22 protein-coding genes and 1 other RNA gene are annotated in these 23,158 nt (G+C 73.9%); 7 read left to right on the forward strand and 16 right to left on the reverse strand.

What is annotated here, in order from left to right:
- Positions 1-21: 21 nt before the first annotated feature.
- The 3 genes from ACKUU6_RS23320 to ACKUU6_RS23330 form a co-directional block, all read right to left on the reverse strand.
- The gene (locus ACKUU6_RS23320; protein WP_407990506.1) at positions 22-963 is read right to left on the reverse strand and encodes an N-acetylmuramoyl-L-alanine amidase; all 942 of its coding nucleotides are present in this window, start codon (positions 961-963) and stop codon (positions 22-24) included.
- A gap of 7 nt (positions 964-970) precedes the next feature.
- On the reverse strand, positions 971-2,146 hold the full coding sequence (locus ACKUU6_RS23325; RefSeq protein WP_407990507.1) for a hypothetical protein: 1,176 nt from the start codon (positions 2,144-2,146) through the stop codon (positions 971-973).
- Positions 2,147-2,350: 204 nt separating this feature from the next.
- Positions 2,351-2,986 (reverse strand): class I SAM-dependent methyltransferase, encoded by a 636-nt coding sequence (locus ACKUU6_RS23330; RefSeq protein ID WP_407990508.1) that lies wholly within the window; start codon positions 2,984-2,986, stop codon positions 2,351-2,353.
- A gap of 171 nt (positions 2,987-3,157) precedes the next feature.
- Here ACKUU6_RS23330 and ACKUU6_RS23335 point away from each other — a divergent pair, with 171 nt between their 5' ends.
- Positions 3,158-4,234 carry a Zn-dependent alcohol dehydrogenase gene (locus ACKUU6_RS23335; RefSeq protein WP_407990509.1) on the forward strand — a complete coding sequence of 359 codons (1,077 nt, stop codon included), beginning with the start codon at positions 3,158-3,160 and terminating at the stop codon, positions 4,232-4,234.
- A 43-nt stretch (positions 4,235-4,277) separates the two neighbouring features.
- On the opposite strand, the gene ACKUU6_RS23340 is transcribed toward ACKUU6_RS23335, so the two are convergent.
- From ACKUU6_RS23340 to lanL, 6 genes are all read right to left on the reverse strand, one after another.
- Positions 4,278-4,433, reverse strand: coding sequence for a hypothetical protein (locus ACKUU6_RS23340; RefSeq protein ID WP_407990510.1), 156 nt, complete (start codon positions 4,431-4,433; stop codon positions 4,278-4,280).
- Between the two features lie 85 nt (positions 4,434-4,518).
- Entirely contained in the window at positions 4,519-6,294 is a 1,776-nt protein-coding gene (locus ACKUU6_RS23345; protein WP_407990511.1) for an ATP-binding cassette domain-containing protein, read from the reverse strand.
- Complete coding sequence (locus ACKUU6_RS23350) at positions 6,291-7,889, reverse strand: ATP-binding cassette domain-containing protein (RefSeq protein WP_407990512.1); 1,599 nt, start codon at positions 7,887-7,889, stop codon at positions 6,291-6,293. Before ACKUU6_RS23350 ends, ACKUU6_RS23345 begins: the two co-directional genes overlap by 4 nt.
- Before the next feature lie 86 nt (positions 7,890-7,975).
- Positions 7,976-8,110: a VenA family class IV lanthipeptide gene (locus tag ACKUU6_RS23355; RefSeq protein ID WP_200948492.1), complete on the reverse strand. Its 135-nt coding sequence runs from the start codon at positions 8,108-8,110 to the stop codon at positions 7,976-7,978.
- 132 nt (positions 8,111-8,242) lie between these two features.
- Positions 8,243-10,207, reverse strand: coding sequence for an alpha/beta fold hydrolase (locus tag ACKUU6_RS23360; RefSeq protein WP_407990513.1), 1,965 nt, complete (start codon positions 10,205-10,207; stop codon positions 8,243-8,245).
- A gap of 71 nt (positions 10,208-10,278) precedes the next feature.
- A complete protein-coding gene (gene lanL, locus ACKUU6_RS23365; protein ID WP_407990514.1) occupies positions 10,279-12,876 on the reverse strand; it encodes a class IV lanthionine synthetase LanL in 2,598 nt (865 codons plus the stop codon).
- 515 nt (positions 12,877-13,391) lie between these two features.
- Here lanL and ACKUU6_RS23370 point away from each other — a divergent pair.
- From ACKUU6_RS23370 to ACKUU6_RS23380, 3 genes are all read left to right on the forward strand, one after another.
- Positions 13,392-14,222, forward strand: coding sequence for a Nif3-like dinuclear metal center hexameric protein (locus ACKUU6_RS23370; RefSeq protein ID WP_407990515.1), 831 nt, complete (start codon positions 13,392-13,394; stop codon positions 14,220-14,222).
- A gap of 67 nt (positions 14,223-14,289) precedes the next feature.
- The gene (locus ACKUU6_RS23375; protein ID WP_407990516.1) at positions 14,290-15,033 is read left to right on the forward strand and encodes a zinc ribbon domain-containing protein; all 744 of its coding nucleotides are present in this window, start codon (positions 14,290-14,292) and stop codon (positions 15,031-15,033) included.
- A gap of 4 nt (positions 15,034-15,037) precedes the next feature.
- Positions 15,038-16,198 carry a bifunctional RNase H/acid phosphatase gene (locus ACKUU6_RS23380; RefSeq protein ID WP_407990517.1) on the forward strand — a complete coding sequence of 387 codons (1,161 nt, stop codon included), beginning with the start codon at positions 15,038-15,040 and terminating at the stop codon, positions 16,196-16,198.
- A 39-nt stretch (positions 16,199-16,237) separates the two neighbouring features.
- On the opposite strand, the gene ACKUU6_RS23385 is transcribed toward ACKUU6_RS23380, so the two are convergent.
- On the reverse strand, positions 16,238-16,744 hold the full coding sequence (locus ACKUU6_RS23385; protein WP_407990518.1) for a DinB family protein: 507 nt from the start codon (positions 16,742-16,744) through the stop codon (positions 16,238-16,240).
- 57 nt (positions 16,745-16,801) lie between these two features.
- The gene (gene yaaA / locus ACKUU6_RS23390) at positions 16,802-17,602 is read right to left on the reverse strand and encodes a peroxide stress protein YaaA (RefSeq protein ID WP_407990519.1); all 801 of its coding nucleotides are present in this window, start codon (positions 17,600-17,602) and stop codon (positions 16,802-16,804) included.
- A 154-nt stretch (positions 17,603-17,756) separates the two neighbouring features.
- On the opposite strand from yaaA, the gene ACKUU6_RS23395 reads away from it, so the two are divergent.
- Positions 17,757-19,208: an RNB domain-containing ribonuclease gene (locus ACKUU6_RS23395; protein ID WP_407990520.1), complete on the forward strand. Its 1,452-nt coding sequence runs from the start codon at positions 17,757-17,759 to the stop codon at positions 19,206-19,208.
- 79 nt (positions 19,209-19,287) lie between these two features.
- Positions 19,288-19,689, forward strand: an RNA gene (gene rnpB, locus ACKUU6_RS23400) — RNase P RNA component class A.
- Between the two features lie 159 nt (positions 19,690-19,848).
- Here rnpB and ACKUU6_RS23405 read toward each other — a convergent pair.
- Both ACKUU6_RS23405 and ACKUU6_RS23410 read right to left on the reverse strand, forming a co-directional pair.
- Entirely contained in the window at positions 19,849-20,277 is a 429-nt protein-coding gene (locus ACKUU6_RS23405) for a hypothetical protein (protein ID WP_407990521.1), read from the reverse strand.
- Between the two features lie 236 nt (positions 20,278-20,513).
- The gene (locus tag ACKUU6_RS23410) at positions 20,514-20,711 is read right to left on the reverse strand and encodes a hypothetical protein (protein ID WP_407990522.1); all 198 of its coding nucleotides are present in this window, start codon (positions 20,709-20,711) and stop codon (positions 20,514-20,516) included.
- A 236-nt stretch (positions 20,712-20,947) separates the two neighbouring features.
- On the opposite strand from ACKUU6_RS23410, the gene ACKUU6_RS23415 reads away from it, so the two are divergent.
- Entirely contained in the window at positions 20,948-21,076 is a 129-nt protein-coding gene (locus ACKUU6_RS23415; RefSeq protein ID WP_407990523.1) for a hypothetical protein, read from the forward strand.
- Between the two features lie 179 nt (positions 21,077-21,255).
- Here the strand turns inward: ACKUU6_RS23415 and ACKUU6_RS23420 are convergent, their stop codons facing one another.
- The 3 genes from ACKUU6_RS23420 to cutA form a co-directional block, all read right to left on the reverse strand.
- A complete protein-coding gene (locus tag ACKUU6_RS23420) occupies positions 21,256-22,059 on the reverse strand; it encodes a hypothetical protein (RefSeq protein ID WP_407990524.1) in 804 nt (267 codons plus the stop codon).
- Between the two features lie 68 nt (positions 22,060-22,127).
- Positions 22,128-22,634, reverse strand: a complete 507-nt coding sequence (locus tag ACKUU6_RS23425; protein WP_407990525.1) for a SigE family RNA polymerase sigma factor — start codon at positions 22,632-22,634, stop codon at positions 22,128-22,130.
- Positions 22,635-22,761: 127 nt separating this feature from the next.
- Positions 22,762-23,085: a divalent-cation tolerance protein CutA gene (cutA, locus tag ACKUU6_RS23430; protein WP_407990526.1), complete on the reverse strand. Its 324-nt coding sequence runs from the start codon at positions 23,083-23,085 to the stop codon at positions 22,762-22,764.
- Between the last annotated feature and the right edge of the window lie 73 nt (positions 23,086-23,158).

Raw genomic sequence — 23,158 nt, forward strand, 5'->3', positions numbered from 1 at the left:
ATCACCCGCCACCGGCCCCCGTCAGTTCGCGGATGTGGTGAGGTAGGCGGTCAGCGCGTCGGCGATGCCCTGGGCCGCCTGCTGGCGCCACTGAGGGTCCGTCATCCGCTTGGCATCGCCAGAGTTTCGCATGTTGCCGCACTCGATGAACACCTTGGGCACCTTGGAGAGGTTGAGTCCGCCGAGGTCGCTCCGGGTGTCCAGGCCCTGCTCGCCGATGTAGTCGGCGTACGGCTCACCGGTGGCCGCCTTGAACTGCTCGCGCAGCAGCAGGCCGAGGCGGCGGGACGGCGCGACGATCGCCTCGGTGTCGGCCTTCCCGGCCTTCACCTTGGCGGGCATGATGACGTGGAACCCCTGGCCGGCGGCCGGTGCCCCGTCCCCGTGCACGGAGACGGCGGCGTCCACCTTGCCCTCGTTGCCGATCCTGGCCCGCTCGTCGATGCACGGCCCCCACGGGCGGTCGCCGTCCTGGGTGAACAGCACCTTGGCACCGCGCTCCTCCAGCACGGTGCGGGCCCGGCGGGAGACGTCGAGCGAGTACTCGGCCTCGCTGTAGCCCGCGTCGGTCGAGGTACCGGTGGTGTCGCACTCCTTGCGGCTGTTCCCGATGTCCACCTGACGGTTGAGCTCGGTGCCGTGCTTGCCGTTGCCGAGGTTGTGCCCCGGGTCGAGCAGCACCGTACGGCCCGTCAGGGGACGGCTGGCGGCGCTGCTTCCGGCGGCGGGGGCCGGGGTGGACGGCGCCGCGGCGGTGGGCCAGAAGCTCGGCAGGACCGGCAGCTCCTCGGTGGGGGAGGCGACGGCCGCCGACCGGTCGGCGTTCCCCACCGAGGACGCCGGACCCGCGCAGGCCGCCGCGCAGAGCGGCAGGACGGCGCAGGTCAGGGCGGAGAGCCGGAGCCGGAGCGGATGGGGGGAGCGACGCGGGGCGCCGGAGCGCCGGTCGGTGGTGCCGGTCACGAGAGGTTCAGATCCTGTCCCAGGTACGGGCCGTCAGGCCGAAGGTGCTGGCCAGTGAGTTCCACTTCGCCACGAAGTCCTTCTTCGCCTGGGTGGCCTGCGGGTTGAGCTCGTTGGCCCGCTTCAGGTCGGCGCCGCCGGGGGCGCTGCCGTTGCTGCAGCCCTGGCTGCCGACGGTACGGGCCCAGGCCGCGTACGCCCGGTCGATGTCGCCTGAGGTCTGCCAGGCGGTCTTGAGCAGGGCGACCGCCTCGGCTCCGGCGGGGAGGTCGGCGAAGTCCAGCTTGGCCAGCTCGGCCACCAGCTGGTCCCGCTGGGTGGCCCCGGTCTCGAAGACCTCGACGGCACCGGCGATCTCGGGCTTGCCGGGGCAGCTGTTCACCTTCGCCACCGCGTTGCCGATCGGCGCCTTGGCACCCTCGCCCCGAGTGAGCAGCTCGTCCAGCGCCTTGGCCTGGGCGGCGGCCTGCGGTCCGTTCGAGGAACCGGCGGACGGCGAGGGCGAGGTGCCGGCCGAGGGCGGGGCCGCCGGGGTGCTCTGAGCCGGGGCGGCCTGCGGAGCGCCGGAGGAGACGGCGGGGCCCGGCGCGGCCTGGCCCGACGGCTCGTCGTTGCGGACCGCCCACGCCACCCCGACCCCGACCACCACGAGCAGCACCACGCCGATCGCGACCAGCAGCGGGACCCGGCGGCGCGGCTCGTGCTGGGGGAGCTCCTCGTACTCGGGGTACGGGTGCTGCGGGGCCTGCTGCTGGTAGCCGGGGAAGGAGCCGGTCTGCTGCTGCGGTTGCGGCTGCTGGAACTGCGGCGGTTGCGGACCGGCGAATCCGCCGGGGAAGCCTCCGGGCGGCGCGGTGGGCGGGAAGCCGTACCCCGTCGGTGGCGGGCTGAAGGGCGGTGGCGGAGCGGCCTGGCCGGGCTGCGGCAGGTACGGGCGGGCGCCGAGCGGCGGGCCGTGGTCGCCGACGGCGCCGGGCTGCGGCGGCTGGTAGCCCTGCTGCGGCGGCTGCGGCGGAGCGAGCGGGAAGATCTCGGTGCCGGGGTCCTCGCGGGGCGGCTGCGGCTGCTGTTGTTGCTGCGCGGGTGCGGCCGGCCGGTTGGCCGCCGGGCGGACCCAGCCACCGGCGCCCCCGCGTGCGGTCGGGTCCCACACCGCGGGCGCGGTGTTGTCCTGCTCGGTCATGCCTGGCCTCGCCCCCGCTGTGGTGTGGTGCGTCCCGGGTTCACGTCGTCCGGCGATCCGGTCGTCCGGCGACACCGTACCGGCAGTTTCCGGGCACACCAACGGTGGCCACCCGGTCCGCCCGGCATGTGGGATGACGTTAGAGCATTCCGGAACGTGCCCGCAGCACCACGACGATCTTCGGGTGTCGGCCGCCAGGGCGCGTCAGCGGCGGCGCAGGACCCGCAGCGAACCGGTGACCGAGACCTCCTCGAAGCCTTCGGCCAGCGCGCGCAGGTAGACCCGGTAGGGGGCCTGGCCGCCGTCGGCGGGGTCGGGGAAGACGTCGTGGATCACCAGCAGGCCCTGCTCGGCCAGGTGCGGCGCCCAGCCCTCGTAGTCGCCGGTGGCGTGCTCGTCGGTGTGGCCGCCGTCGATGAAGACCAGCGCCAGACGGCCGCCCCAGACGGCGGCGATCTGCGGCGAACGGCCCACCAGGGCGACCACGTGGTCCTCCAGACCGGCCTGGAACAGGGTGCGGCGGAAGGTTGGCAGGGTGTCCATCAGCCCGACCGCCGGGTCGACCAGCTCCGGGTCGTGGTACTCCCAGCCGGGCTGCTGCTCCTCGGAGCCGCGGTGGTGATCCACTGTCAGGGCGACCGTCCCGGTGGCCCGCGCCGCGTCGGCCAGCAGGATCGCCGAGCGCCCGCAGTAGCTGCCGATCTCCAGCAGCGGCAGGCCGGTGGCGGTGGCGGCCCGGTGCGCGGCGGCGTACAGGGCGAGACCCTCGTCCACCGGCATGAAGCCGGTCGCCGACTCGAAGGCCGTGAGCACCCCGGGGGCCGGGCGGGCGTCCGTCATCGTGCTGCTCCTGTTTCGCGGGGAGGGTCTGTGCCTGGACCCTACTGGACGGTAGGACGGGTTCCCGCAGGCCGGGGGATGGGGTATATCTGGGCGGGCTTCCGGAACTCGTTCCGGACCCAGCCCTCTGTACGCTGCTCCGACCCACCGGCGACCCACGGAGAGAGCCCCATGCGCGCAGCGATCCTGCACCGGATCGGCCAGGACACCCTGGAGATCCACGACGATGTCGAGGCCGTCGGGTTCGGCCCGGGGAAGGTCCGGGTCCGGCTGCGGGCCGCCAGCCTGTGCCACTCTGACCTGTCCGCGATGAGCGGCGTGCTGCCGCAGCCCGCGCCGTTCGTGCCCGGGCACGAGGGGGCCGGCGACGTGGTCGAGACCGGCGAGGGCGTCACCGGCGTCGCGGTCGGCGACCGGGTGGTGCTCTGCTGGATGCCGCCCTGCGGCAGGTGTCCGCACTGCCGCAGGGGCCAGGGCCAGCTCTGCGTCGCCAGCCTGCGGCGGCTCGGCTCAGCCGGTTTCCGGCAGGGCGACACCGATGTGTTCGGCTTCTACAGCACCGGCACCTTCGCCGAGGAACTGGTGGTCCCGGCCGACAGCGTGATCGTGCTGCCCGCCGACCTGCCGTACGAGCTCGCCGCGCTGATCGGCTGCGGGGTGACCACCGGTCTCGGTGCGGCGGTGAACACCGCCCGGGTGGAGCCCGGGAGTTCGGTCGCGGTGATCGGTGCGGGCGGCGTCGGCATCGCAGCCGTCCAGGGCGCCCGGATCTGCGGCGCGGCCCGGATCACCGTGGTCGACCCGGTGGAATCCCGCCGGACCCGCGCCCTCGCCTTCGGCGCCACCGACGCGGTCGCCCCGGAGGAGCTGAAGGGTGCGGCCAAGGGCGTCGAGGGTGGCGGCTACGACTACGTCTTCGAGGCGGTCGGCCGCTCGGCCACCGTACGGGCGGCCTACGACGCTGCCCGGCGTGGCGGCGCGGTGGTGGTGATCGGCGCGGGTGCCCAGGACGACCAGGTGCGGTTCAGCATGGGCGAGCTGTTCTTCAACGAGAAGCGCCTGTTGCCCTCGATGTACGGCGGCGGCGACATCCGGCGGACCACCGCCCGGGCGATCGAGCTCTGGCGGGCCGGGCGGTTGGACCTGGCGGGCATGATCACCCACCGGGTCGAGCTGGCCGGGGTGAACGAGGCGATCGCCCAGATGCGCAGCGGCGAGGCGCTGCGCACGGTGATCACGCTGGGCTGACGGTCCGGTAGCGGCCTGCCGACCCGTCAGCCCAGCCGGGCGGTCAGCGGCGGTGACGGCCGTGCGGGTCCGCGTCGGGCCGGTCGTCGGGGGCGGTGCCGCCACGGTGGCGGCCGTGCACGGCGCTCTCGGACCGGTCCTGGTCGGAGGCGGCCCTGGTGCCGTCGTGCCGGGTGGTGTCGTTGCGGGTCTCGGACATGTCGTTACTTCTCCGTGCGAGCTGCGGTCTCAGGGATACGCGAGTCACCATATCCAGCGAATCCGCCGCTCACGCCTTGACACGATCACGGCCCGGGCACGATTGCCAACCCGTCCGGCTGCGGCAGCGACGAGCCGAGCCAGTGGCCGACCAGTTCGCGGTAGAGCGGCGAGAGCACCTGGAGGTCGCCGTGACGGGCGGTCAGGCCCCGGCCCGCCTCCAGCAGCAGTACTCGGTCGGCGCGCAGGGCGGAGCCGATCCGGTGGGCGATCACCACCAGGGTGCCGGGCCTGGCGGCGAAGGCGGCTTCGACCACCGCCTCGGCCGAGGCGTCCAGGTGGCAGGTCGCCTCGTCCAGCACCACCACGGGCGCGGGTGAGAGGTAGGTCCGGACCAGGGCGAGCAGTTGGCGCTCCCCGGCGGACAGGGTGGCCGGATCGGGCAGCTCGGCCGTCGGACCGCCGAGCCGCTCCAGCAGCTCCGTCGCGCCCAACAGCTCCGCCGTATCGCCCAGTTGGCGGTCGGTGGCGTCCGGCCTCAGCCAGCGCAGGTTCTCCCCTACGGTGCCGGTGAACAGGTACGCCTCCTGCGGCAGCAGGGCGACCAGTCCGGCCCTGGTCCGGTCCGGCAGGGTGTGCGGGACGACGCCGCCGACGCTCACGGCACCCTGCTGGGGCGGGACCAGCCCGGCCAGCAGAGCGGCCAGCGTGGACTTGCCCGCGCCGCTCGGGCCGACCACGGCAAGGTGCTCGCCCGGTGCCAGGGTCAGGTCGAGCGCGGTGAACACCGGCTCGGCGGACGCGCCGTGGGCGTGGTGCAACCCTTGCAGCCGGACGACGGGGGCCTGGGCGGCGGGGGTCTCGCCGAGCACCGCGCCCGTGGCCGGCCGGCCCGGCGGGTCGGGAAGCGTGGCCAGTCGGTCGAGCACCACGGCGAGCTCCAGTAGCCAGCTGCCGACCATGCCCGCCACGCTGCGGACGGCCGGTTCCAGCTGCTGCACCAGATAGGCCGCGATGCCGAGCAGTTGACCGGTGGTCAGGTATCCGTGGCCGAGCAGCCAGGGGGCGGCCGCGACCACCAGCAGCAGCGGCAGCCGGCCAGCGACCGCCACCGTGAGGGTCCGCAGTGCGGCCGCCCGGCCGAGCGCGCGGACCGCCGCGCCCTGCGCCAGTACGGCCGCCCCCACCGATCGCTCCACCCGGCCCTGCGCACCGCAGGCGGCGATGTCCCGGACCCCCGCGAAGGCCAGCCCCGCCTCCGCCGCCACCCGCTCGTCGGCCATCACCACGGCCCGCTGGCGCGCCACCAGCGGCCCGAGCAGCCGGGCGAACAGCAGGCCGCCCACCACCAGCGGCGGCAGCACCAGCGGCAGGGTGACCGGGGCGAGGACGGCGAGACCGAGCACGGCCGCCAGCACGGTGATGCCCACGCTACGCAGCGTACGGAGCAGCGTGGCCGTCAGCTGCCGCGCGGACTCGACCTGTTCGGTCAGTCGGGCGACCTCGGACGGGCCGTTTCCGGCCGGTTCGGTCCGGCCCAGGGCGCTGTGCACCACCCGGCGGACCAGGGCGTCCCGCAGCGGCTCCACCACCGCTGCCACGTACGGGAAGGCAGCCCGCGCGGCGTACGCGCGGACTCCGACGGCGGCCGCGAAGGCGGCCAGCCAGGCGAAGCCGACGGCGGGCCGGCCGGCCAGGAAGCCCCGGTCGGTGGCGGCGGCGATCAGCAGGCCGGAGAGCAGCGAGGGCAGGGCCTCCACTGCTGACCAGGCCAGCACCCGGACCAAGGCCGTTCTGGTGGTGGCCAGTTGGCTGCGCAGCAGGGTCGAACCCGGCGAGCGCGGCGCGGGTGAGCGGGTCACGGGGCGCTCCTCGGGGCGGGGACGGTGGCGGCCAGGGCGGCGCGGTAGTCCGGCTCCTTGACCAGGTCGGCGTGCGGGGCCAGTGCGCGCAGCCGTCCGCCGTCCAGCCAGGCGACCAGGTCGGCGCGGGCGGCGGCGCCGGGGCGGTGGGCGACCACCAGCCGGGTGCGGCCCGCCGTGGCGAGCATAAGGGCCTCGGTCACCTGGTGCTCGGTGGCCAGGTCAAGGCTGGAGGTGGCGTCGTCCAGGATCATCACCCGGGGCCGCTGGGCCAACAGCCTGGCCAGTCCGAGGCGCTGCAACTCGCCTTCTGACAGGCGAAGTTCGCTGGTCGGGGTGGCAGCGCCGAGCGGTACTCTGGCCAGGAATCCGGCGGCCCTGGCGGCCCGGGTCTCGGCGGCGCCCGCGCCCTCCAGGGCCTCGCCCACGGTGGCGCCGACCAGGACCGGGCGCTCGAAGGCGTACCCGACGGCCGACCGCCGCTGCTCGGGGGCGAGTTCTGCGATCGGGACGCCGTCGATCAGCACCAGGCCGGTGTCGGGCGTACGGAGCCCGCCCGCGAGGGCGGCGAGCAGCGACTTGCCGGAGCCCGACCGCCCGACCAGCGCGACCGTCCGGCCACCCGGGACGGTGAGGTCCAGCGGGCCGAGCAGGCCCTCGACGCTCACGCCGATCAGGGTCAACTCGCCCGGACCGTCCGGCAGATCGCGGCCACCGGGGGCCGGAGCAGCGAGGGCGAGCAGCTCGGTCACCCGCTCCCGCCCGGCCCGGGCGTGCGCCACTCCCGCCAGGGCCTCGACCTGCTCGAAGAAGCCCAGGCCGAGCGCGGCCCAACCGGCCGCGGCGGCCAGTTCGCCGGGCCGCAGCGTTCCGCTCGAGAGTTGCAGGCCGGCCGTGGTGAGGACGCTCAGTTCGACCAGTGCGACCAGCAGCGTGGCCTGCCAGACCGTCCGGCGCTGGGTCCGCCAGAGGGCGTGCCCGGCCTCGGCCAGCCGGGGGAGTGGCGCCAGCACCCGTACGGTCTCGGTCTCCCGGGCCCCGGCGGCGTGGATACTGCGCAGTCCGGCCAGCGCTCCGGTCAGCCGGGCCGCCAGCTCGGACTGGACCTGCTGGTAGCGGATGAACGCCTGGCCCGCGTCGCGCAGGAACAGCCGGATCAGCACCACCCCCGGCAGCATCCCGGCGAAGAAGGCGGCGGCCAGCCATGGCGAGAGCAGCGCCAGGCCGAGCACGGCTCCGAGTGAGGTCAGCAGCGCGGTGGCGGCGGTGATCCGGGACGGCAGGGCACCTCCCGCGTCGGCGGCCGAGCCGACCAGCCTGGCGGTCAGGTCGCCGGTGGACGGTCCGTCCGGGACCGGGCCCAGGGCCAGGACCCGGCGCAGCAGGCGCTGCCGCAGGTCGACCGTGGTGCCGGTGGCCACCGCCGGGCCGGCCAGGGTGGCGAAGGCGCCCGCCAGCGCGCCGACCAGCAGCACGGCGGCGAGCAGTAGCGCGGGGCCGCCGTCGATGGCGCCGCCCACCGCGCCGGGCAGCGCGAGGGTGGCGGCCGCCTCGACCGGTACGGCCACCGAGAGCACGATCACCCAGCCGCGCATGGCACCACCTCCCTTTTCATGGGCTGGGGCCGTGACCGCTCCCCCCGGGAGGGAGCGGTCACGGCCCCGTGCGAACTGCCGCTCTACTAGCTGATGGTGAAGATCAGGCAGGTCAGGATCAGGCAGGTGAACTGGCAGCCGCCGCCGTGTCCGCCCAGCTCGACGGCCTCGGTCTCCGGCAGGTCCTGCAGAGCGGCCAGGTCGGTCTCGAAGTTCTCCATGGTGGGTCCTCCCCTTGATGGTCCGTCACCCGCACCGCGCGGGTGACGTCGCCCCTGACCCGGTCGGGCCAGGGAAGTCTGTGGGCGCCGCTGTGCCGCTGTGCGGCGATGTCACGGCGCGGCTGTGCGGCGTCAGGTGGGCCGGCCGGTGCGCAGGAAGGCGGCCAGCAGCTCGTGCAGTACGGCCGCGCCCTCCTCGACGAGCACCTCGTGCCCGGCCCCGGCGGCCTCGACGTAGCGGAAGTCCGATCCCTCCACCCGGCCGAGCCGCAGCAACTCGTGCCGCAGCGTGCGGGACTGGCCGACCGGAACCACCTCGTCCCGGTCCCCGTGCACGATCAGCAGCGGGGTGCGGATCCGGTCCGCCAGCTGGAGCACGTCCCGGGGGCCGCGGTCGTCGTCGATCGGATCGCCGCCGCCCAGCCGGGTGGTGAGCGCCCGGACCGGCGCGGCCGCCTCGGCCAGCAGCCGGGCACCGGACAGGAACGGGGACACCACCGCGCACCGGGCGACCTGCCCGGACGGCGCGTGGGCGGCGGCCAGCAGGGCCAGGAAGGCGCCGTAGCTGACCCCGAACAGCGCGGGCGGTTCCAGCCCGAGCGCCGCCCGCTGCCCTGCCACGCCCTCCAGCAGGTGCAGCACGTCGGCCAGGTCGGGACCGCCCCAGGCGCCCCGGACGGCCATCGCGTGCTCGGACCCGTAGCCGGTGGAGCCGCGCTGGTTGGGTGCCAGCACCGCCAGGCCCTCGGCCGCCATCCGCTGCAACGCCGGATCGAACTCCAGCCGCCAGGCGTCGGCCGGGCCGCCGTGCAGTGCCAGCACCAGGTGCGGTGAGCTGAGCCAGGCGTCGCCGCCGTAGACCACCGCCTCGACCGGCCCGGCGGGACCGGCCAGTCCGAGCAGCTGGGCGGAGCGCCAGCGGCTCCCGTCGCCGGGGCCCGTACTGCCGTCCAGCCGCCAGCCGTCCGGCCCGCCCGTGCCCCAACTCGCTTGCACCGGACGGTCGGTGCCGCTTCCCAGCGGGGCCAGCTGCAACGGCAGGGGTACGGCTGCGGCCTGGGCGGGCTGTCCACGCTCGACCAGTGCGTCCACGTCCATGGTGGCGAGCGCGGCGGGGTGGTCGGGGGCTGAGTACGGCATCCGCAGTCCCGCCGCCGACCAGTGGCCGACTGCGCCGAGTCGCCCGGGCGGTACGGGGAGCGGGGTGAGCCGGTGGAGTTCGGGCTGCCAGAGCGTGAGGGCGGAGGAGGCGCCGTGGTCGACCTGGAGGACCACCCGGCGGCCGTCCGGCCCGGAGTGCTGGTCGAGGGCGATCGGCCGCAGGAATACACCGGGCACGTGCAGGCAGTCGGGGAACCGCAGCGGCTGCTGTCCGCCGAGCATGCCCCAGCCGAGCCGGTCGGTGCCGGTGGCGTCGCTGCGGACCATCGCGAAGCGGGTGTCCGGGTCGTACAGCGCAAGCCGGTCGTTGCTCTGCTCGCTGATCTCCAGCAGCGGTGTGACCTGGCCGAGTTCGAGGTCGAGCACCACCGTGCGGACCTTCCCCTGCCGGACCCGGTCGAGGGCCAGCAGCCGGCCGCCGTGATCCAGCCAGACCCCGCCGCCGTGCAGCCCCTCCAGCTCGGCGACCTCTATCGGCGCCGTACCGTCCGCCGGGACCAGCCAGACCGTCGTCACCGGCCGGGTGTCGGTGCCGAGCGCCACCGCGACCGGCGCACCGGCCGGCCGCTGCCCGCCCGGCATGCCCAGCAGGCGCAGGCCGGCGCGCCGTAGGGTGGCCAACTCCTGCTCGAAGGTGGCATGTTCCGCAGTTGGAGCGGAGAGCAGCAGCAAGGTGTGCCGGTCCCCGACGTGGCGGCAGACCAGCACCCGGCCGTCCGGCAGGCTGATCAGCTGCGAATGCAGGTTCTCCGAGCGGTTACGCGGCAGTGGGAGCGCGGTCGGCTCGGCCGGACCCTCGGCGGGCAGGCGCCAGCTCTCGGCGTACCAGCCGCCGTCCGCTCCGGCGGCCAGGCAGGCCGCGTGCGAGCCGTCGAGGGCGAAGGTGAAACTCAGACGGCGCAGCGCCTGGGCGGTGGGGCGCGTGACGGTGTTCATCCTGGCTCACCTCCTCGGGTGATCGGTCGGGTCGTGGTCGGTCAGGTCGTCGTCGGTCGGGTCGTGGCCGGTCAGGGCCGGACGGCGGGTGGCTGCGGGTCGAGCCAGAGCCGGGGGCCGCCGTACCGCAGGCGGAGCAGGAAGGCGAGCGGACCCGAAGTACCGGTGCCGTACGCGGGGGTCGAGCTCAGCCCGGTCTCGTCGGGCAGCACCAGTCGCCCGTCCCGGCGCACCGCGCGGGCGGCGATCAGCCCGGCCAACTCCTCCGCGCCGGTGCGGAACCGCTGTTCGCCGGTGGCCTCGGCCAGGTCGAGCAGGTACTCGCCGTTCCCCGCCAGGCCGTGACAGGCGCTCACCCCGCTGTGCCAGCGGGCGTCCAGCACCGCCTGCCCGGCGGCCAGTGCCAACCGGTGCGCGGTCTCGTCCCCGGTGGCCCGCCAGTACCGGACCAGGAAGCTGCCCACTCCGGAGGACCCGCTGCACCAGTGCGCCAGCCGTACGTGCGGCGGGTCGGCCGCGCCCTGCGGCCACCAGGCGCCGGCACCGTCCTGACGGACCGTCGCGGCCAGCGTCCGGACCACCTCGGCGGCTCCCTCCAGCGCCGGCTGATGACCCGTCACCTCGGCGGTGGCCAGCAGGAACGCACCCACCCCGGCCGCACCGTGGGCGTAGCCGAGCTGACTCGACCCGGCGAAGACCGAGTCGAAGCCCTTCGGTACCGGCCAGGTCAGCCCGTACGGCTCCCGCTCGGCCGAGGCCAGCAGGCCGGCGGCGCAGTCGGCCGCCCGGTCCAGGTAGCCGTCGTCGCCGGTCGAGCGGTGCAGCCGCAGTTGGAGGAAGCCGGCCCCGGCCGCGCCGTGGCAGACGTCGGGATTGGGCCAGCGGACCGGCACCTGCCGGGCCAACCGGACCGCCCGCTCGGCCAGTTCTGCGTCGTCCAGCGCCTCGGCCGCGTCGAGCAGCGCCCAGGCGGTACCGGACCGCCCGAAGTGCAACCCCGGCAACACCGTCGCCTCGGCCGCCGCCCGCCGCTCGATCCACCGGGCGGCCAGCGCCGCCGTCCCACCCACCGGCAACCCGGCAGCCGTGGCCCGCGCCAGCAACGCCAGCACCCCGGCGGCCCCGTGCTGCACATTGCACGGATCGGTCAACTGCCCCCCGGGCACGGTCGGCCACAACCGGTCCGCCCGCTCGGGCGTCGCGGCGGCGGCCAACTCGGCCAAGCCGTCCACGATCAGGGTCTCGGGGAACTGCGACGCCGACCCCAGGAGCGTTGCCTCGACCGAACTGGCCAGGAACGTCTCCGTGGACGGAAGCTCCCTACGATCCGGATCCCGATCACGCAGCCCGAGGATCACCGCCCCCAACCGCCGGGCCGTCTCCCCCTCCCGCCCCACCGCCGTGAGCCACTGCTCCAACGACCCTTCCCCCGGCGGCAGCAGCGGATCGTGCCCCGTCGCCAACAGGAAGAACAACCCGCCCAGCGCGTACAGATCAGCGGCGAACCCGGCCCGGCACACCGCCGGCTCCTGCTCGGGCGCCCGGTACCCCGGCGTCCCCGCCGTCCCCACGACGTCCCCCACCGCAGCGGCCAGCTCCAGATCGACCAGCCGTAACGACCCGTCAGGCCGCACCATCACGTTCCCCGGCGACAGGTCCCGAAGCACCAGCCCCTGCGCATGGACCCGCGAAACCAGATCGACCAACCCCCGCGCGACCCCCCGCGCCTCCGCCCAGGGCACGTCCGGGCTCCCGTCCCGCCGCAGCCGCCCCGCCACCCAGGACCCGAGCGCCACCCCCGGCACCCGCTCCTGCACCAGGTAGACCGCGTCCCCCTGCTCGATCAGGTCGACCACCCCCGGCGCCAGCTCCGCCCCGGCCAGCAGGCCGAGCAACTCGGCCTCGTGCCGCAGCGCCGCCCTGGCGTCCGTACCGGACCGGTCCACCTCGATGTGGGCCCTGGCCTGCTTCACGACCACGTCGCCGCCCCCCTCGGTGTCCCGCCCGAGGAAGACCCCGCCCTTGGTGCCGTGCCGGACCGCCGCCGTCAGCGCGTACCTGCCCCCCAGCAGGACGCCCCCCGCCTTCCGCCCGTCCGCCGCAGCGGCCGCCGATCCCTTCCCCTCGAAGGGGTCGACCAGCCAGGACGGACATCGGTAGTTCGCGGCCCGGACGTCCTCGACCCGGGAGCCGTCCGGCGCGTGCAGCATCGAGCGGTACGCGCCGTCGTTGCCCAGCTCGGCCGGGCGGGCGAACACCCCGTACCGGTAGTGCACCCGGCTTCCGGGGGCGTACGGACGGTCCGAGAGCACCGACGGGCCAGGGAATTCGGCCGTGGCCAGGTGTAATTCGTCGGCCAGTCGACGGAACTGCTCCTCGTCCGTCGGATAGACCGTGATGAATTTCCCGGCCGAACCGCGCTCGCTGTTCCGCGAATTGACCTGGTGGAGCTTTTCCAGGTCGCCGGCGAACTTGAACACGCAGGCGTCCCGGGAGATCACCCCGGCCACCGCGGCGAGCACCGGGGCCGCCGCCTCGGCCGCCGCACTGACGTGCAGCTTCCACCCCTGCTCCGGTGTGGTGACCCCGGCCGGCCGGGCCGTGCACCAGAGCGCCTCGGCGGTGAACTCCCAGTCGCCGCCGCCTCCCCGGCGCCCGGTGCCGGCCATGGCCGACCGGGCCACCTCCGTCAGCGAGCCGTCGACAGCCGGCCCGACGTCGACCGACGTCGTCCCCCCGGCCGTACGCAGTGGTGTGACCGCCCCCATCTGCTCCACACCCCTTCTCTCTCGCGGTATCGGCTTTTCACGGACGTCCGGAAAAATTGACCCCGGACGCACCGCCGGGCAATTCGACGGTGCGCCCACAAGACCCCCCGGTCGGGGTAACTCCCGTTCGCAACAGCGAAGTTACTTTCGGTGGCCGACCGACTCAACGGGGAGCGGGTTACTTCACTCGTAAGGGTGATCTCGAATCGTTTTCGAATGCGTGCGAGCGGGGCGATGTGACCAGTGCCCGGCCGACGCGTGCGGTCCGCTCCGCTCCCGCTCACGCCGAACCGCCCCCGCACGCCGGTTGACGGGCATTGACGGACAGCAGTGCGGTGGCCTTGGCACCTCCCGTACGGCCCGGCTCCCGTACCGCCCGGGCCGGGGGAGCCGCCCGCGCGCGGTAGTCTCGACAGGTGCCGAAACTGTCCGACGTCATCAACGCGCTCGAAGAGCTGTACCCGCCGAGGTGGGCCGAGTCCTGGGATGCCGTCGGCCTGGTGTGCGGCGACCCCGAGGCAGAGGTCGGCCGGGTGCTGTTCGCCGTCGACCCGGTGCAGGCCGTGGTGGACGAGGCCGTCGAGTGGGGTGCGGACCTGGTGGTCACCCACCACCCCCTCTATCTGCGCGGTGTCACCAGCGTCGCGGCCACCGGCTTCAAGGGCCGGGTGGTGCACGGGCTGATCCGGGCCGGGATCGCGCTGCACGTCGCGCACACCAACGCCGACCACGCCGACCCGGGCGTCTCCGACGCGCTGGCCGAGGCCGTCGGCCTACGGGTGCTCGGACCGCTGGTCGCCGACCCGACCGACCCGGCGGGCCGCCGGGGCTCCGGCCGGATCGGCGTGCTCGAACCGCCGCTCACCCTCTCCGCCTTCGCCGCCCGGGTGGCGGCCGGCCTGCCCGCCACGGCCGCCGGGGTCAGGGTCGCCGGGGACGGCGACCGGATGATCACCCGGGTCGCGGTCTGCGGCGGCTCGGGCGACAGCTTCCTCGGCGAGGCCAGGGCCGCCGGGGTGGACGCCTACGTCACCGCCGACCTGCGGCACCACCCGGTCTCGGAGGCCACCGAGGCCTCCCCGCTGGCCCTGGTGGACGCGGCGCACTGGGCCACTGAGTGGCCCTGGCTGCGGCTGGCCGAGCGCGGCCTGACCGAGGCGGCCGCCGGGCACGGCTGGCAGCTGGTGACCAGGGTCTCACACCTGGTCACCGACCCGTGGACCGCGCACGCCCCGATGAACCCCTAGCTTCGGCCGCCCGAAGCCTCCCGCCCGACCGACTTGCCGACAGACATGACAACAGGAGCCTCCAGCCTTGAACGCCGCGCCCGCTGACCAGATCCGCCTGCTCGACCTCCAGGCCCTCGACTCCCGCCTCGACCAGCTGGCCCACCGGCGCCGCAGCCTGCCCGAGCACGCCGAGATCGACAAGGCCACCGCCGACCACACCGCCCTCAAGGACCTGGTGATCGCCGCCCAGGCCCAGCTCGGCGACACCGAGCGCGAGCTGACCAAGGCCGAGGGCGACGTCGAGCAGGTCCGGGCCAGGACCGCCCGCAACCAGCAGCGGCTGGACTCCGGCGCGGTCGGTTCGCCGCGTGACCTGGAGAACCTCCAGCACGAGATCGGCTCGCTGGCGAAGCGCCAGTCCGACCTGGAGGACGTCGTCCTGGAGGTCATGGAGCGGCTGGAGTCCGCGCAGACCCGGGTGACCGAGCTGTCGGCGCGCCTGGACCACTCCACCGTCGTGCTCAAGGAGGCCGAGGAGCGCCGGGACGCCGCCTTCGCCGAGATCGACGCCGAGGTGGAGAAGGTCAAGCGGGACCGCGAGGCCGTCGCCGTCGTGCTGCCGGCCGACCTGATCAAGCTCTACACCCGGCTGCGCGAGCAGCAGGGCGGCGTCGGTGCGGCCCGGCTGTTCCAGCGCCGCTGCGAGGGCTGCCGGGTCGAGTTCGCCGCAGCCGACCTGAACAGCATCAAGGCCGAGCCCAAGGACGCCGTGGTCCGCTGCGAGAACTGCGGCCGGATCCTGGTGCGCACCGCTGAGTCGGGCGTCTGATCCGGTGGCCGGGCGCAGGTTCATCGTCGAGGCGGACGGCGGTTCCCGGGGCAACCCGGGCCCGGCCGGTTACGGCGCGGTGGTCCGGGACGGGGACACCGGCCAGATCATCGCCGAGGCGGCCGAGTACATCGGGCGCGCGACCAACAACGTGGCCGAGTACCGGGGCCTGATCGCGGGCCTGCGGGCGGCCCACGAGCTGGACCCGGAAGCCACGGTGGACGTCCGGATGGACTCCAAGCTGGTGGTCGAGCAGATGTCCGGCCGCTGGAAGATCAAGCACCCGGACATGCAGCCGCTGGCCGCCGAGGCGGCCACCGTGCTGCCGCGCTCCCAGGTGAAGTACAGCTGGATCCCGCGCGAGAAGAACAAGGACGCGGACCGGCTGGCCAACGAGGCGATGGACGCGGGCAAGGCGGGCCGGCAGTGGGAGCCGAAGGTCCGTCCGGCCGCGCCGCTCGCCGCCGTGAGCGTCCCGGCGGACGAGCCGCTGCCCGAGCCCGCCGCGCCGAAGGCCGGTTGGGCGGGCCCGGCCGACCTCGGCACGCCGACCACCTTCGTGCTGCTCCGGCACGGCGAGACCCACCTCACCCCGGAGAAGCGCTTCTCCGGCAGCGGTGGCAGCGACCCGGCGCTCTCCGAGCGGGGCCTGTGGCAGGCCGCCAGGGCCGCCGAGTCGCTGGCCGCCCGGGGCACCGTCCAGGCCATCGTCAGCTCGCCGATGCAGCGCGCCCGGCAGACCGCCGAGGCGGTCGCCATCCGACTGGGCCTGGAGGTCCGGTTCGAGGAGGGCCTGCGTGAGCTGGACTTCGGCGACTGGGAGGGGCTGACCTTCGCCGAGGTGCAGCAGCGTCACCCGGAGGACCTGGCCGCCTGGCTGGCCTCCTCCAAGGCCAAGCCGACCGGCAGCTCCGAGAGCTTCACCACCCTCACCTACCGGACCGGCGTCGCCCGGGACAAGATCCTGGCCCGCCACCCCGGCAAGACGGTCCTGGTGGTCTCCCACGTCAGCCCGATCAAGACCCTGGTCCGGCTCGCCCTCGGCGCCCCACCGGACTCGCTCTACCGGATGGAACTCGGGGCGGCCTCGTTCTCCGCGGTGCAGTACTACCCGGACGGCAACGCCTCGCTCCGGCTGCTGAACGACACGTCCCACCAGCGCTGACGGCTCCGGAGGGGCGGACCGCCGCCCCTCCGGAGGTTCTCACTCGCCGGTGCTGCCGTCGATCAGCTCGCGGAGCAGGTCGGCATGGCCGTTGTGCCTGGCGTACTCCTCGATCATGTGGGTGAGCACGTAGCGCAGCGAGTACGGCTGCCCGTCGAAGTAGGTCACGGCGTCCAGCGAGTCGACCCCGGCCACCACCGCGCGGGCCTCCCCGCAGACCTCCTCCCAGACCGCGAACGCCCGCTCCGGGTCGGCTCCGGCCACCTCGAAGTCGGCGCGCGAGCCGTCCGGCGTGCGTCCCCAGTAACTCGGCACGTCCCGCTCGGCCACCACGTTGAGGAACCAGCCGCGCTCGACGTCGGCCAGGTGCCTGACCAGCCCGAGCAGCGACAGCGCCGACGGTGGCACGGCCCGGGTCCGGAGCTGGTCGGGGGTCAGCCCGGCGCACTTCATCGCCAGGGTCTGGCGCTGGTGGTCCAGAAATTCGGTCAGCGAGGCGCGCTCGTCGGCCACCCGGGACGGTTCGGTCCTGATCTGCTCATCCATCCGATGATCATCGCAGGATCCTGCGGGCCCGGTGGTGGCCACGTCGGCCGACGGACCTCAGTGGATCTCGGTCACCACGACGTTCAGCTGCCACGCCTTGCGCGCGGAGCCCTCCGCCGAGACCTCGACCCGGTAGCCGAGCCCGGTCAGCGCGTCCATTAGCTCGCCGGGCGAGCCGGGTTCGAGGCCGGCGTTCAGCAGGTCGCGGACCAGCCGGCCCTTGGTCGCCTTGTTGAAGTGGCTCACCACCGAGCGCTTCAACTCGCCGTCGACCTCGCGTTCCTGGAGCACCCGCACGGTCGCCGTCCGGGCCGCCGTCTCGCCGCCCGGCTTCCAGGCCGCCGCGTACGCCGCGCTCCGCAGGTCCAGCACCAGCCCCCGGCCCGCGACCGCCGGCAGCACCTCAGCCATCTCGCGCCGCCAGTACGCGCCGAGCGCCCCCAGCGGAGGGAGTTTCACACCCATCGAGCACCGGTACGGCGGAATCCGGTCACCGATCCGCACCGCTCCCCAGAGCCCGGAGAACACCAGCAGCGAGCGCTCGGCCAGCGCGTACGCCGCCTCGTCCAGCTTCGCCAGCCCGAGCGCGTCGAACAGCACCCCGGTGTACACCTCACCTGCGGGGAGCGCCCCGGCGGTCCGCAGCCCGGCGTTCTTCGCCACCTCGCCGCGCAGCCCCTCGCTCAGCCCGAGCACCCCGCGCGCCGTTTCGGCGTCCCCGCCGCAGAGCCCGACCAGCGCCTCGAGCACCGCCCGGCGCCCCGCCAGCAGCCCGGGCAGCGACAGCTCCTCCAGCACCAGCGGTGCCCCCGCCTCCGCGGCAGCCTTCCCCTCCGACGGCGGCAACAGCACCAGCACGACGACACCCCTTCAACACTCCGCGGCTTCGACACGCCGCACTCCGCGGCTTCGATGCGCCGCGGCTTCAACAGTCTGTGGCAGCGAACCCTCCTACTGTACGTGTCGCCCGGTCCGACAGGCCGTCAGGTCCCGGCCGCCGTACGCTGCCAGCATGCCGCGTCAACAGCTGAGGATCAGGGCCGCCGACACCGCTCGGATCAACCGCGAGCTGGTGGAGCTGCGGGAGGGACTCGGCCTGCCGACCGCATGGCCCGCCGAGGTGCTGGCCGAGGCGGACCGGGTGGCCGGGGTGCCGAGGCTGCCGGAGTTCGACGCCACCGACCTCGCGCTCTTCACCCTGGACCCGCCGGGCTCGATGGACCTGGACCAGGCGATGAGCCTGAGCCGCCGGGGCAGCGGCTACCGGGTGCACTACGCGATCGCCGACGTGGCCGCCTTCGTCCAGCCCGGCGGGACGATCGACGCCGAGGCCAGGCGCCGGGTGGAGACCCTCTACTTCCCCGACACCCGCGTCCCGCTGCACCCGCCCCGGATCTCGGAGGCCGCCGCCAGCCTGCTGCCCGGTGAGCTGCGGCCCGCGCTGCTCTGGCAGCTCGACCTGGACGCCGACGGGACGGTGCTGCTGGCCGACGTCCGCCGAGCCATGGTCCGCTCCCGCCGCAGGCTCGACTACGAGGGCGTGCAGCGGGCGATCGACTCCGGTGCGGCGGACCAGCAACTCCGGCTGCTGGCCGAGATCGGCCGGCTGCGGGAGGCCAGGGAGGCGGACCGAGGGGGCGTCAGCCTGCCGATCCCCGAGCAGGAGGTGGAGCCGCTGGACGGCGGCTACCGACTGGCGTACCGGGCTCCGCACCCCGCCGACGGCTGGAACGCCCAGATCTCGCTGCTCACCGGCATGGCCGCCGCCGACCTGATGCTGGACGCGGGGGTCGGCCTGCTGCGCACCCTGCCCGCCGCGCCCGCCACGGCGTACGACCGCCTCCGGCGCACCGCGCTGGCGCTGGAGGTGGACTGGCCGCAGGGCACCCCGTACCCCGCGCTGATCCGCTCGCTCGACCCGGGCCGCTCCAACCACGCCGCCTTCCTGAAGGAGTGCGCCGGACTGCTGCGCGGCGCCGGGTACCACGCCTTCGACTCCGCCCAGGGCGTCGCCCCGCCCGCCGACCCCGGGCACGCCGCGCTGGCCGCCCCGTACGCGCACTGCACCGCCCCGCTGCGGCGGCTGGCCGACAGGTACGCGCAGGAGATCTGCGCGGCGATCGCGGGCGGCACCGACGTCCCGCAGTGGGTGCGGGAGCAACTGCTCGGCGTCCCGGCCCTGATGGCGGCCGGTGACCGGCGGGCCCACGAGGTGGACCGGGCCTGCGTCGACCTGGTCGAGGCCGAACTGCTGCGCGGCCGGGAGGGCGAACGGTTCGACGCGGTGGTGATCGACATCGACGAACGGCGGCCCACCAGCGGCACCATCCAGCTCCGGGAGCCCGCCGTGGTCGCCAGGTGCGAGGCGGACCAGGCCGCGCACCTGCCGCTCGGCGAGCGGATCAAGGTACGGCTCACCCTCGCCGACCCGGTCGCCCGGGCGGTCCGCTTCGCGCCGGCCTGACGGCGGCTCAGCTCCGCGGGTGTGGCTTCGCGTGTCCCGAACGCCGTCGCCGACCGGCTACGATGACCAGTACGGCGGACGAGCCGGCCGGGCGGTCGCGTCGGGTCCCTTCGGGGGCTCGCCGAGGAACGTCCGGGCTCCACAGAGCAGGGTGGTGGGTAACGCCCACCCGGGGTGACCCGCGGGACAGTGCCACAGAGAACAGACCGCCTTCGGCCTCGGCCGGAGGTAAGGGTGAAACGGTGGTGTAAGAGACCACCAGCGACCGAGGTGACTCGGCCGGCTCGGTAAACCCCACCCGGAGCAAGGTCAAGATCGGCGCCTCCGGGCGCCGTGCGCGGATGCCTGAGGGCTGCTCGCCCGAGTCCGCGGGTAGACCGCACGAGGCTGTCGGCAACGGCAGCCCTAGATGGATGACCGCCTCCCCGGGCCGCGCAAGCAACCCGGGAGACAGAACCCGGCGTACAGGCCTGCTCGTCCGTCGCCCCTTCGGCCTCCGGGTCGAGGGGGCTTCTTCATGCCCGATGACGACGGTTTTGGCTTCCCGCCGGGGCCGGGCCGTCACCCCTGTCGGTGTGCCCGGCCGGGTACGTCCACCCGTTGTCCCCTCTCAGCTGATCTGGTGACGCACGGATGCCCGTCAGTAGGCCATGGTCGTGCCCGGCTCCGCAGGGAGCTCACCGCGAAGCAGGCTGATGAACGTATCGGCGAATCTCAGCAGGAGGGTCGTGTCGAGGTCACTGTTGAATGCCTCTGCCTCGCCGCCGGTTCCGAACGCGTTCGCGGCGTCCTTGGGGATCGCTGGGGCCCATTGCACGAGTTGCTGCCGCACCTGGTTCGGCAAGCCGAGCACCAGGGCGACTCGGTCGGGGTCAACTCCCACATGCTGGTCCAGGCATGGCGAGACGCATCCCGTGAAGCCTGCCGTCGCCTGCACTTCCCAGTTGTCCCGGGCATCGTCGAGCCATGCCGGACGATCGCCGACGTCGCCGGCCTCCGTGGACAGGAGGTGGAGGTACACCTCGGCCTGAAAGGCGCGCGACCAGAACCCGCATCCGCGGTAGTCCATGTAGGAGCTCCCCATGGACGCAGTAGATCACCCTTCACGGGGACCAGATCGTGGGACCACTTCGTCCGGGACGAGTTCGGCGTGGAGATCGCCACGGCGGCGGGAGCACTTGACGCCCTCGCCCTTGCGGAGCACCGGACTGGAGCCGTTCGCTACCGACGGGTCACAAGGGACGGGCTGCCAACGTGACTGGCGTCTGCTGGGCTGATGTCGCGGCGTCGCGAAAGACGCCGTGCCTATTGGACGTTCCATCGGTGTGGGTGCCTGGGATCGTCGGGACAGGCGAAGATGTTGAGCAGGCCGTCGCGGCCGAGCGTCAGTTTCGTGGGGCTCCGGTCGCGCAGGTGACCGGGGACGTCGCGTTCGTCGACGGGCATCCAGCTGCCGTACGCCCGGTCCCATTCTCGGCTGTCGACGGTCAGCAGTAGGGTCATCGGAGTTGAGCAGGCGCCGCGGTCCATGGGGGCGGGGTCGGTCGTGTGCCACGACGCGAAGCCTCCCACGCGGCAACCCTGCGGGACTGACAGGTCGTGCTGATAGGTGATCAGATCGTCGTAGAGGTCGTTCTTCTGGTCCGGCTGGCCCGGACGGGCATGCAGATTGGGTCGTCACGCCACGGAAGGCACTCAACTTCGGGAAGAGCTGCTCGGCGTTCACCGGGCGGGGCGGCGTGGTCAACATCCAGGGGATCTATCCCGTCCACGAGGTGGAGCGGCAGTTCATCGACGAGCGTGGGCCTGAAGCCTTCAGGACGAGCGGCTGGGAACCCACTGACGTGCTGCGTCGCCCCGCGATCTGACCAGCTGAGGCAGGTGGCCCGTCGGGCACGCCCGCACCCGCGATGGCGGCGCGCGACGATCGGTTAGTTCGGGGCCATGGCGATGCCGTCGGCCGACCGACGAAGGGCCCCTAATCCGCTAGATCGCAGGTCAGGGGCCCTCCGCCGTGGTGGCTGGGGACCACCGGTACCGCGTCGGGTCAGGCCACGGCGCCGAGGATGGGGGCCCAGGCGGGGCCGGTGAGTGCGGTGATCGCCTGCTGCTCGGAGAGGGGGGGAGCGGGGCGGGTGGGCTTCGGGGTGTCGGCGCCGGTGCCGCCGCCGGTGCTGTTCCACTGCACCAGTTGGACCTGGGCGCCGGTCGACTTGAGGGTGAACGTCATGGTCCATCGGTGGGCGGTGTCGGCGGTGGCCGGGTGGGTGGCCGCGTTCTGCTCCGTCATCACCAGGGCTCCGCCGGGGATCGCGTCACTGCTCGGCAGTTCGCGCACCGTGCAGGTGTCGCCGTCGGCGCGGGTGGGCGTCTGGTCGCAGGTCAGCCCGGGGCCGTCCCTGAGCGGCAGCTTGAGCCGGACTGCCGAGGCGCCGACGTAGGCGGCGCCGTGGCCGTCGTCGAAGAGCAGGCCGCCGTTGGCGACGAGGCCGCCGGAGGGATCGGAGGGGTTGTTGCTCTGGCCGGTCACCCGGCTGTACGCGCCGCCGGGCAGCACACTCTTCAACGCCTCGCCCATCTGGGCGCCGGTGATCGCGGAGCGGGGCATCGCCAGCGCCACCGGCTCGAAGTCGGATCCGGCGTGGCTGCCTCCGGCGAGCGCGCCGGGGATCGCCAGGGCGGCGGCCGCGGTCAGGGTGCAGGCGCCGACCCCGGCGACGACGCCGGCGCTGCGGCGACGCCGACGGCTGCGGCCGCGCTCGACCGCCTTGCCCAGGAGCGTGGTGAGATCGGGTTCGAGCGAATCGGTCGTGCGGTCGATGGCCTGTGCGAGGTCCGTTTCGAAGGGCATGCTGGCGTCACCTTTTTCGGGTAGCTGATGGGAGCCTGGCGGCGGCTCTGACGTGCGGGCACCGGAGTTCAGTGCGGAACGAGGTCGGACAGGCTGTCACCGAGCAGGGCCCGCACCCGGCCGAGTGCCCGGGTGCCCTGGGAGCGGACCGCACCGTTGCTCAGCTTGAGCATCCGTGCGGTCTCCTCGATGCTGCGGTCCTCCCAGTAGCGGAGCAGCAGCACCGCTCGGTCGCGGGGCGGCAGTTGGCCGAGGGCGTCCAGCAGGGTGAGCCGCAGCGCGGTGTCCGGGCCGGTGGCCGCGCCGTCGGGCAGGGTCCCGGTGGGACGTTCGCCGGTGCTCCGCCGGCGCCGCAGGGTGAGGAAGGTGCGGACCAGCACCGTCTGAGCGTAGGCCGCCGGGCTGTCCGCGCGGGCCACCCGGTTCCAGTGCACGTACACCCGGCTGAGGGTCTCCTGGACCAGGTCCTCGGCGAGGTGCGCGTCGCCCGCCGCGAGGACGTACGCCGAGCGGTACAGCGCCTTCGCCCTGGTGGCCACGAACTCCAGGTACTCGTCCTCCTGTGCTGACTTCACTCGGTCCCCGCCTGTTCCGTTGTGCCGTGATCCCCGTGCATACCCCTCATGACTACGTGGGAGAGAAGAGTGTCACGCGGGCGCGGCACTTTCTTCGAGGCCACCGGCGGGGCGCTGTCCGTCTAGGTCAGTCGGCGGTTTCGGCGCTCACCCAGCTCAGATACGCCGTGCTGCCGGTGGTCACCGGGACGCCGATGATCTCCGGGGTGTCGTAGCTGTGGTGCTCCGCGATGAACGCGGCCAGCCGGTCGGCCAGTTCGGCGCGGGTCTTGAAGTCGGTGCGCCACTCCGATCCGGTCCGCACCTCGCCGTCCCACCAGTAGACCGAGGTGATCGGGTACACCTGGGCGCAGGCCGCGAGGCGCTCGCGCACCACGGCTGCGGCCAGCTCGCGGGCGCGGGTCTCGTCGTCGTGGGTCGTCGTCACCACGAGGAAGTCACGGTTCGTCACGCAGAGGAACGCTACCGCGCGATGAGAGCTCCGTGCCGCGCCGCCGCCGACGGCTGCCGTGGCGAGTGCCTGA

The sequence above is a fragment of the Kitasatospora sp. CMC57 genome (assembly GCF_045866025.2).
GTDB lineage: Bacteria > Actinomycetota > Actinomycetes > Streptomycetales > Streptomycetaceae > Kitasatospora.

Excerpts from the sequence above, each read along its gene's own strand:
- ACKUU6_RS23420 (WP_407990524.1), bottom strand. The coding sequence starts at position 22,059 with ATGCCCTTCGAAACGGACCTCGCACAGGCCATCGACCGCACGACCGAT.
- ACKUU6_RS23405 (WP_407990521.1), bottom strand. The coding sequence starts at position 20,277 with ATGGACTACCGCGGATGCGGGTTCTGGTCGCGCGCCTTTCAGGCCGAG.
- ACKUU6_RS23385 (WP_407990518.1), bottom strand. The coding sequence starts at position 16,744 with ATGGATGAGCAGATCAGGACCGAACCGTCCCGGGTGGCCGACGAGCGC.
- ACKUU6_RS23355 (WP_200948492.1), bottom strand. The coding sequence starts at position 8,110 with ATGGAGAACTTCGAGACCGACCTGGCCGCTCTGCAGGACCTGCCGGAG.
- ACKUU6_RS23340 (WP_407990510.1), bottom strand. The coding sequence starts at position 4,433 with ATGTCCGAGACCCGCAACGACACCACCCGGCACGACGGCACCAGGGCC.
- ACKUU6_RS23360 (WP_407990513.1), bottom strand. The coding sequence starts at position 10,207 with ATGAACACCGTCACGCGCCCCACCGCCCAGGCGCTGCGCCGTCTGAGT.
- ACKUU6_RS23350 (WP_407990512.1), bottom strand. The coding sequence starts at position 7,889 with ATGCGCGGCTGGGTGATCGTGCTCTCGGTGGCCGTACCGGTCGAGGCG.
- ACKUU6_RS23410 (WP_407990522.1), bottom strand. The coding sequence starts at position 20,711 with ATGACCCTACTGCTGACCGTCGACAGCCGAGAATGGGACCGGGCGTAC.
- ACKUU6_RS23325 (WP_407990507.1), bottom strand. The coding sequence starts at position 2,146 with ATGACCGAGCAGGACAACACCGCGCCCGCGGTGTGGGACCCGACCGCA.
- lanL (WP_407990514.1), bottom strand. The coding sequence starts at position 12,876 with ATGGCCGGCACCGGGCGCCGGGGAGGCGGCGGCGACTGGGAGTTCACC.
- ACKUU6_RS23395 (WP_407990520.1), top strand. The coding sequence starts at position 17,757 with ATGCCGCGTCAACAGCTGAGGATCAGGGCCGCCGACACCGCTCGGATC.
- ACKUU6_RS23335 (WP_407990509.1), top strand. The coding sequence starts at position 3,158 with ATGCGCGCAGCGATCCTGCACCGGATCGGCCAGGACACCCTGGAGATC.
- ACKUU6_RS23330 (WP_407990508.1), bottom strand. The coding sequence starts at position 2,986 with ATGACGGACGCCCGCCCGGCCCCCGGGGTGCTCACGGCCTTCGAGTCG.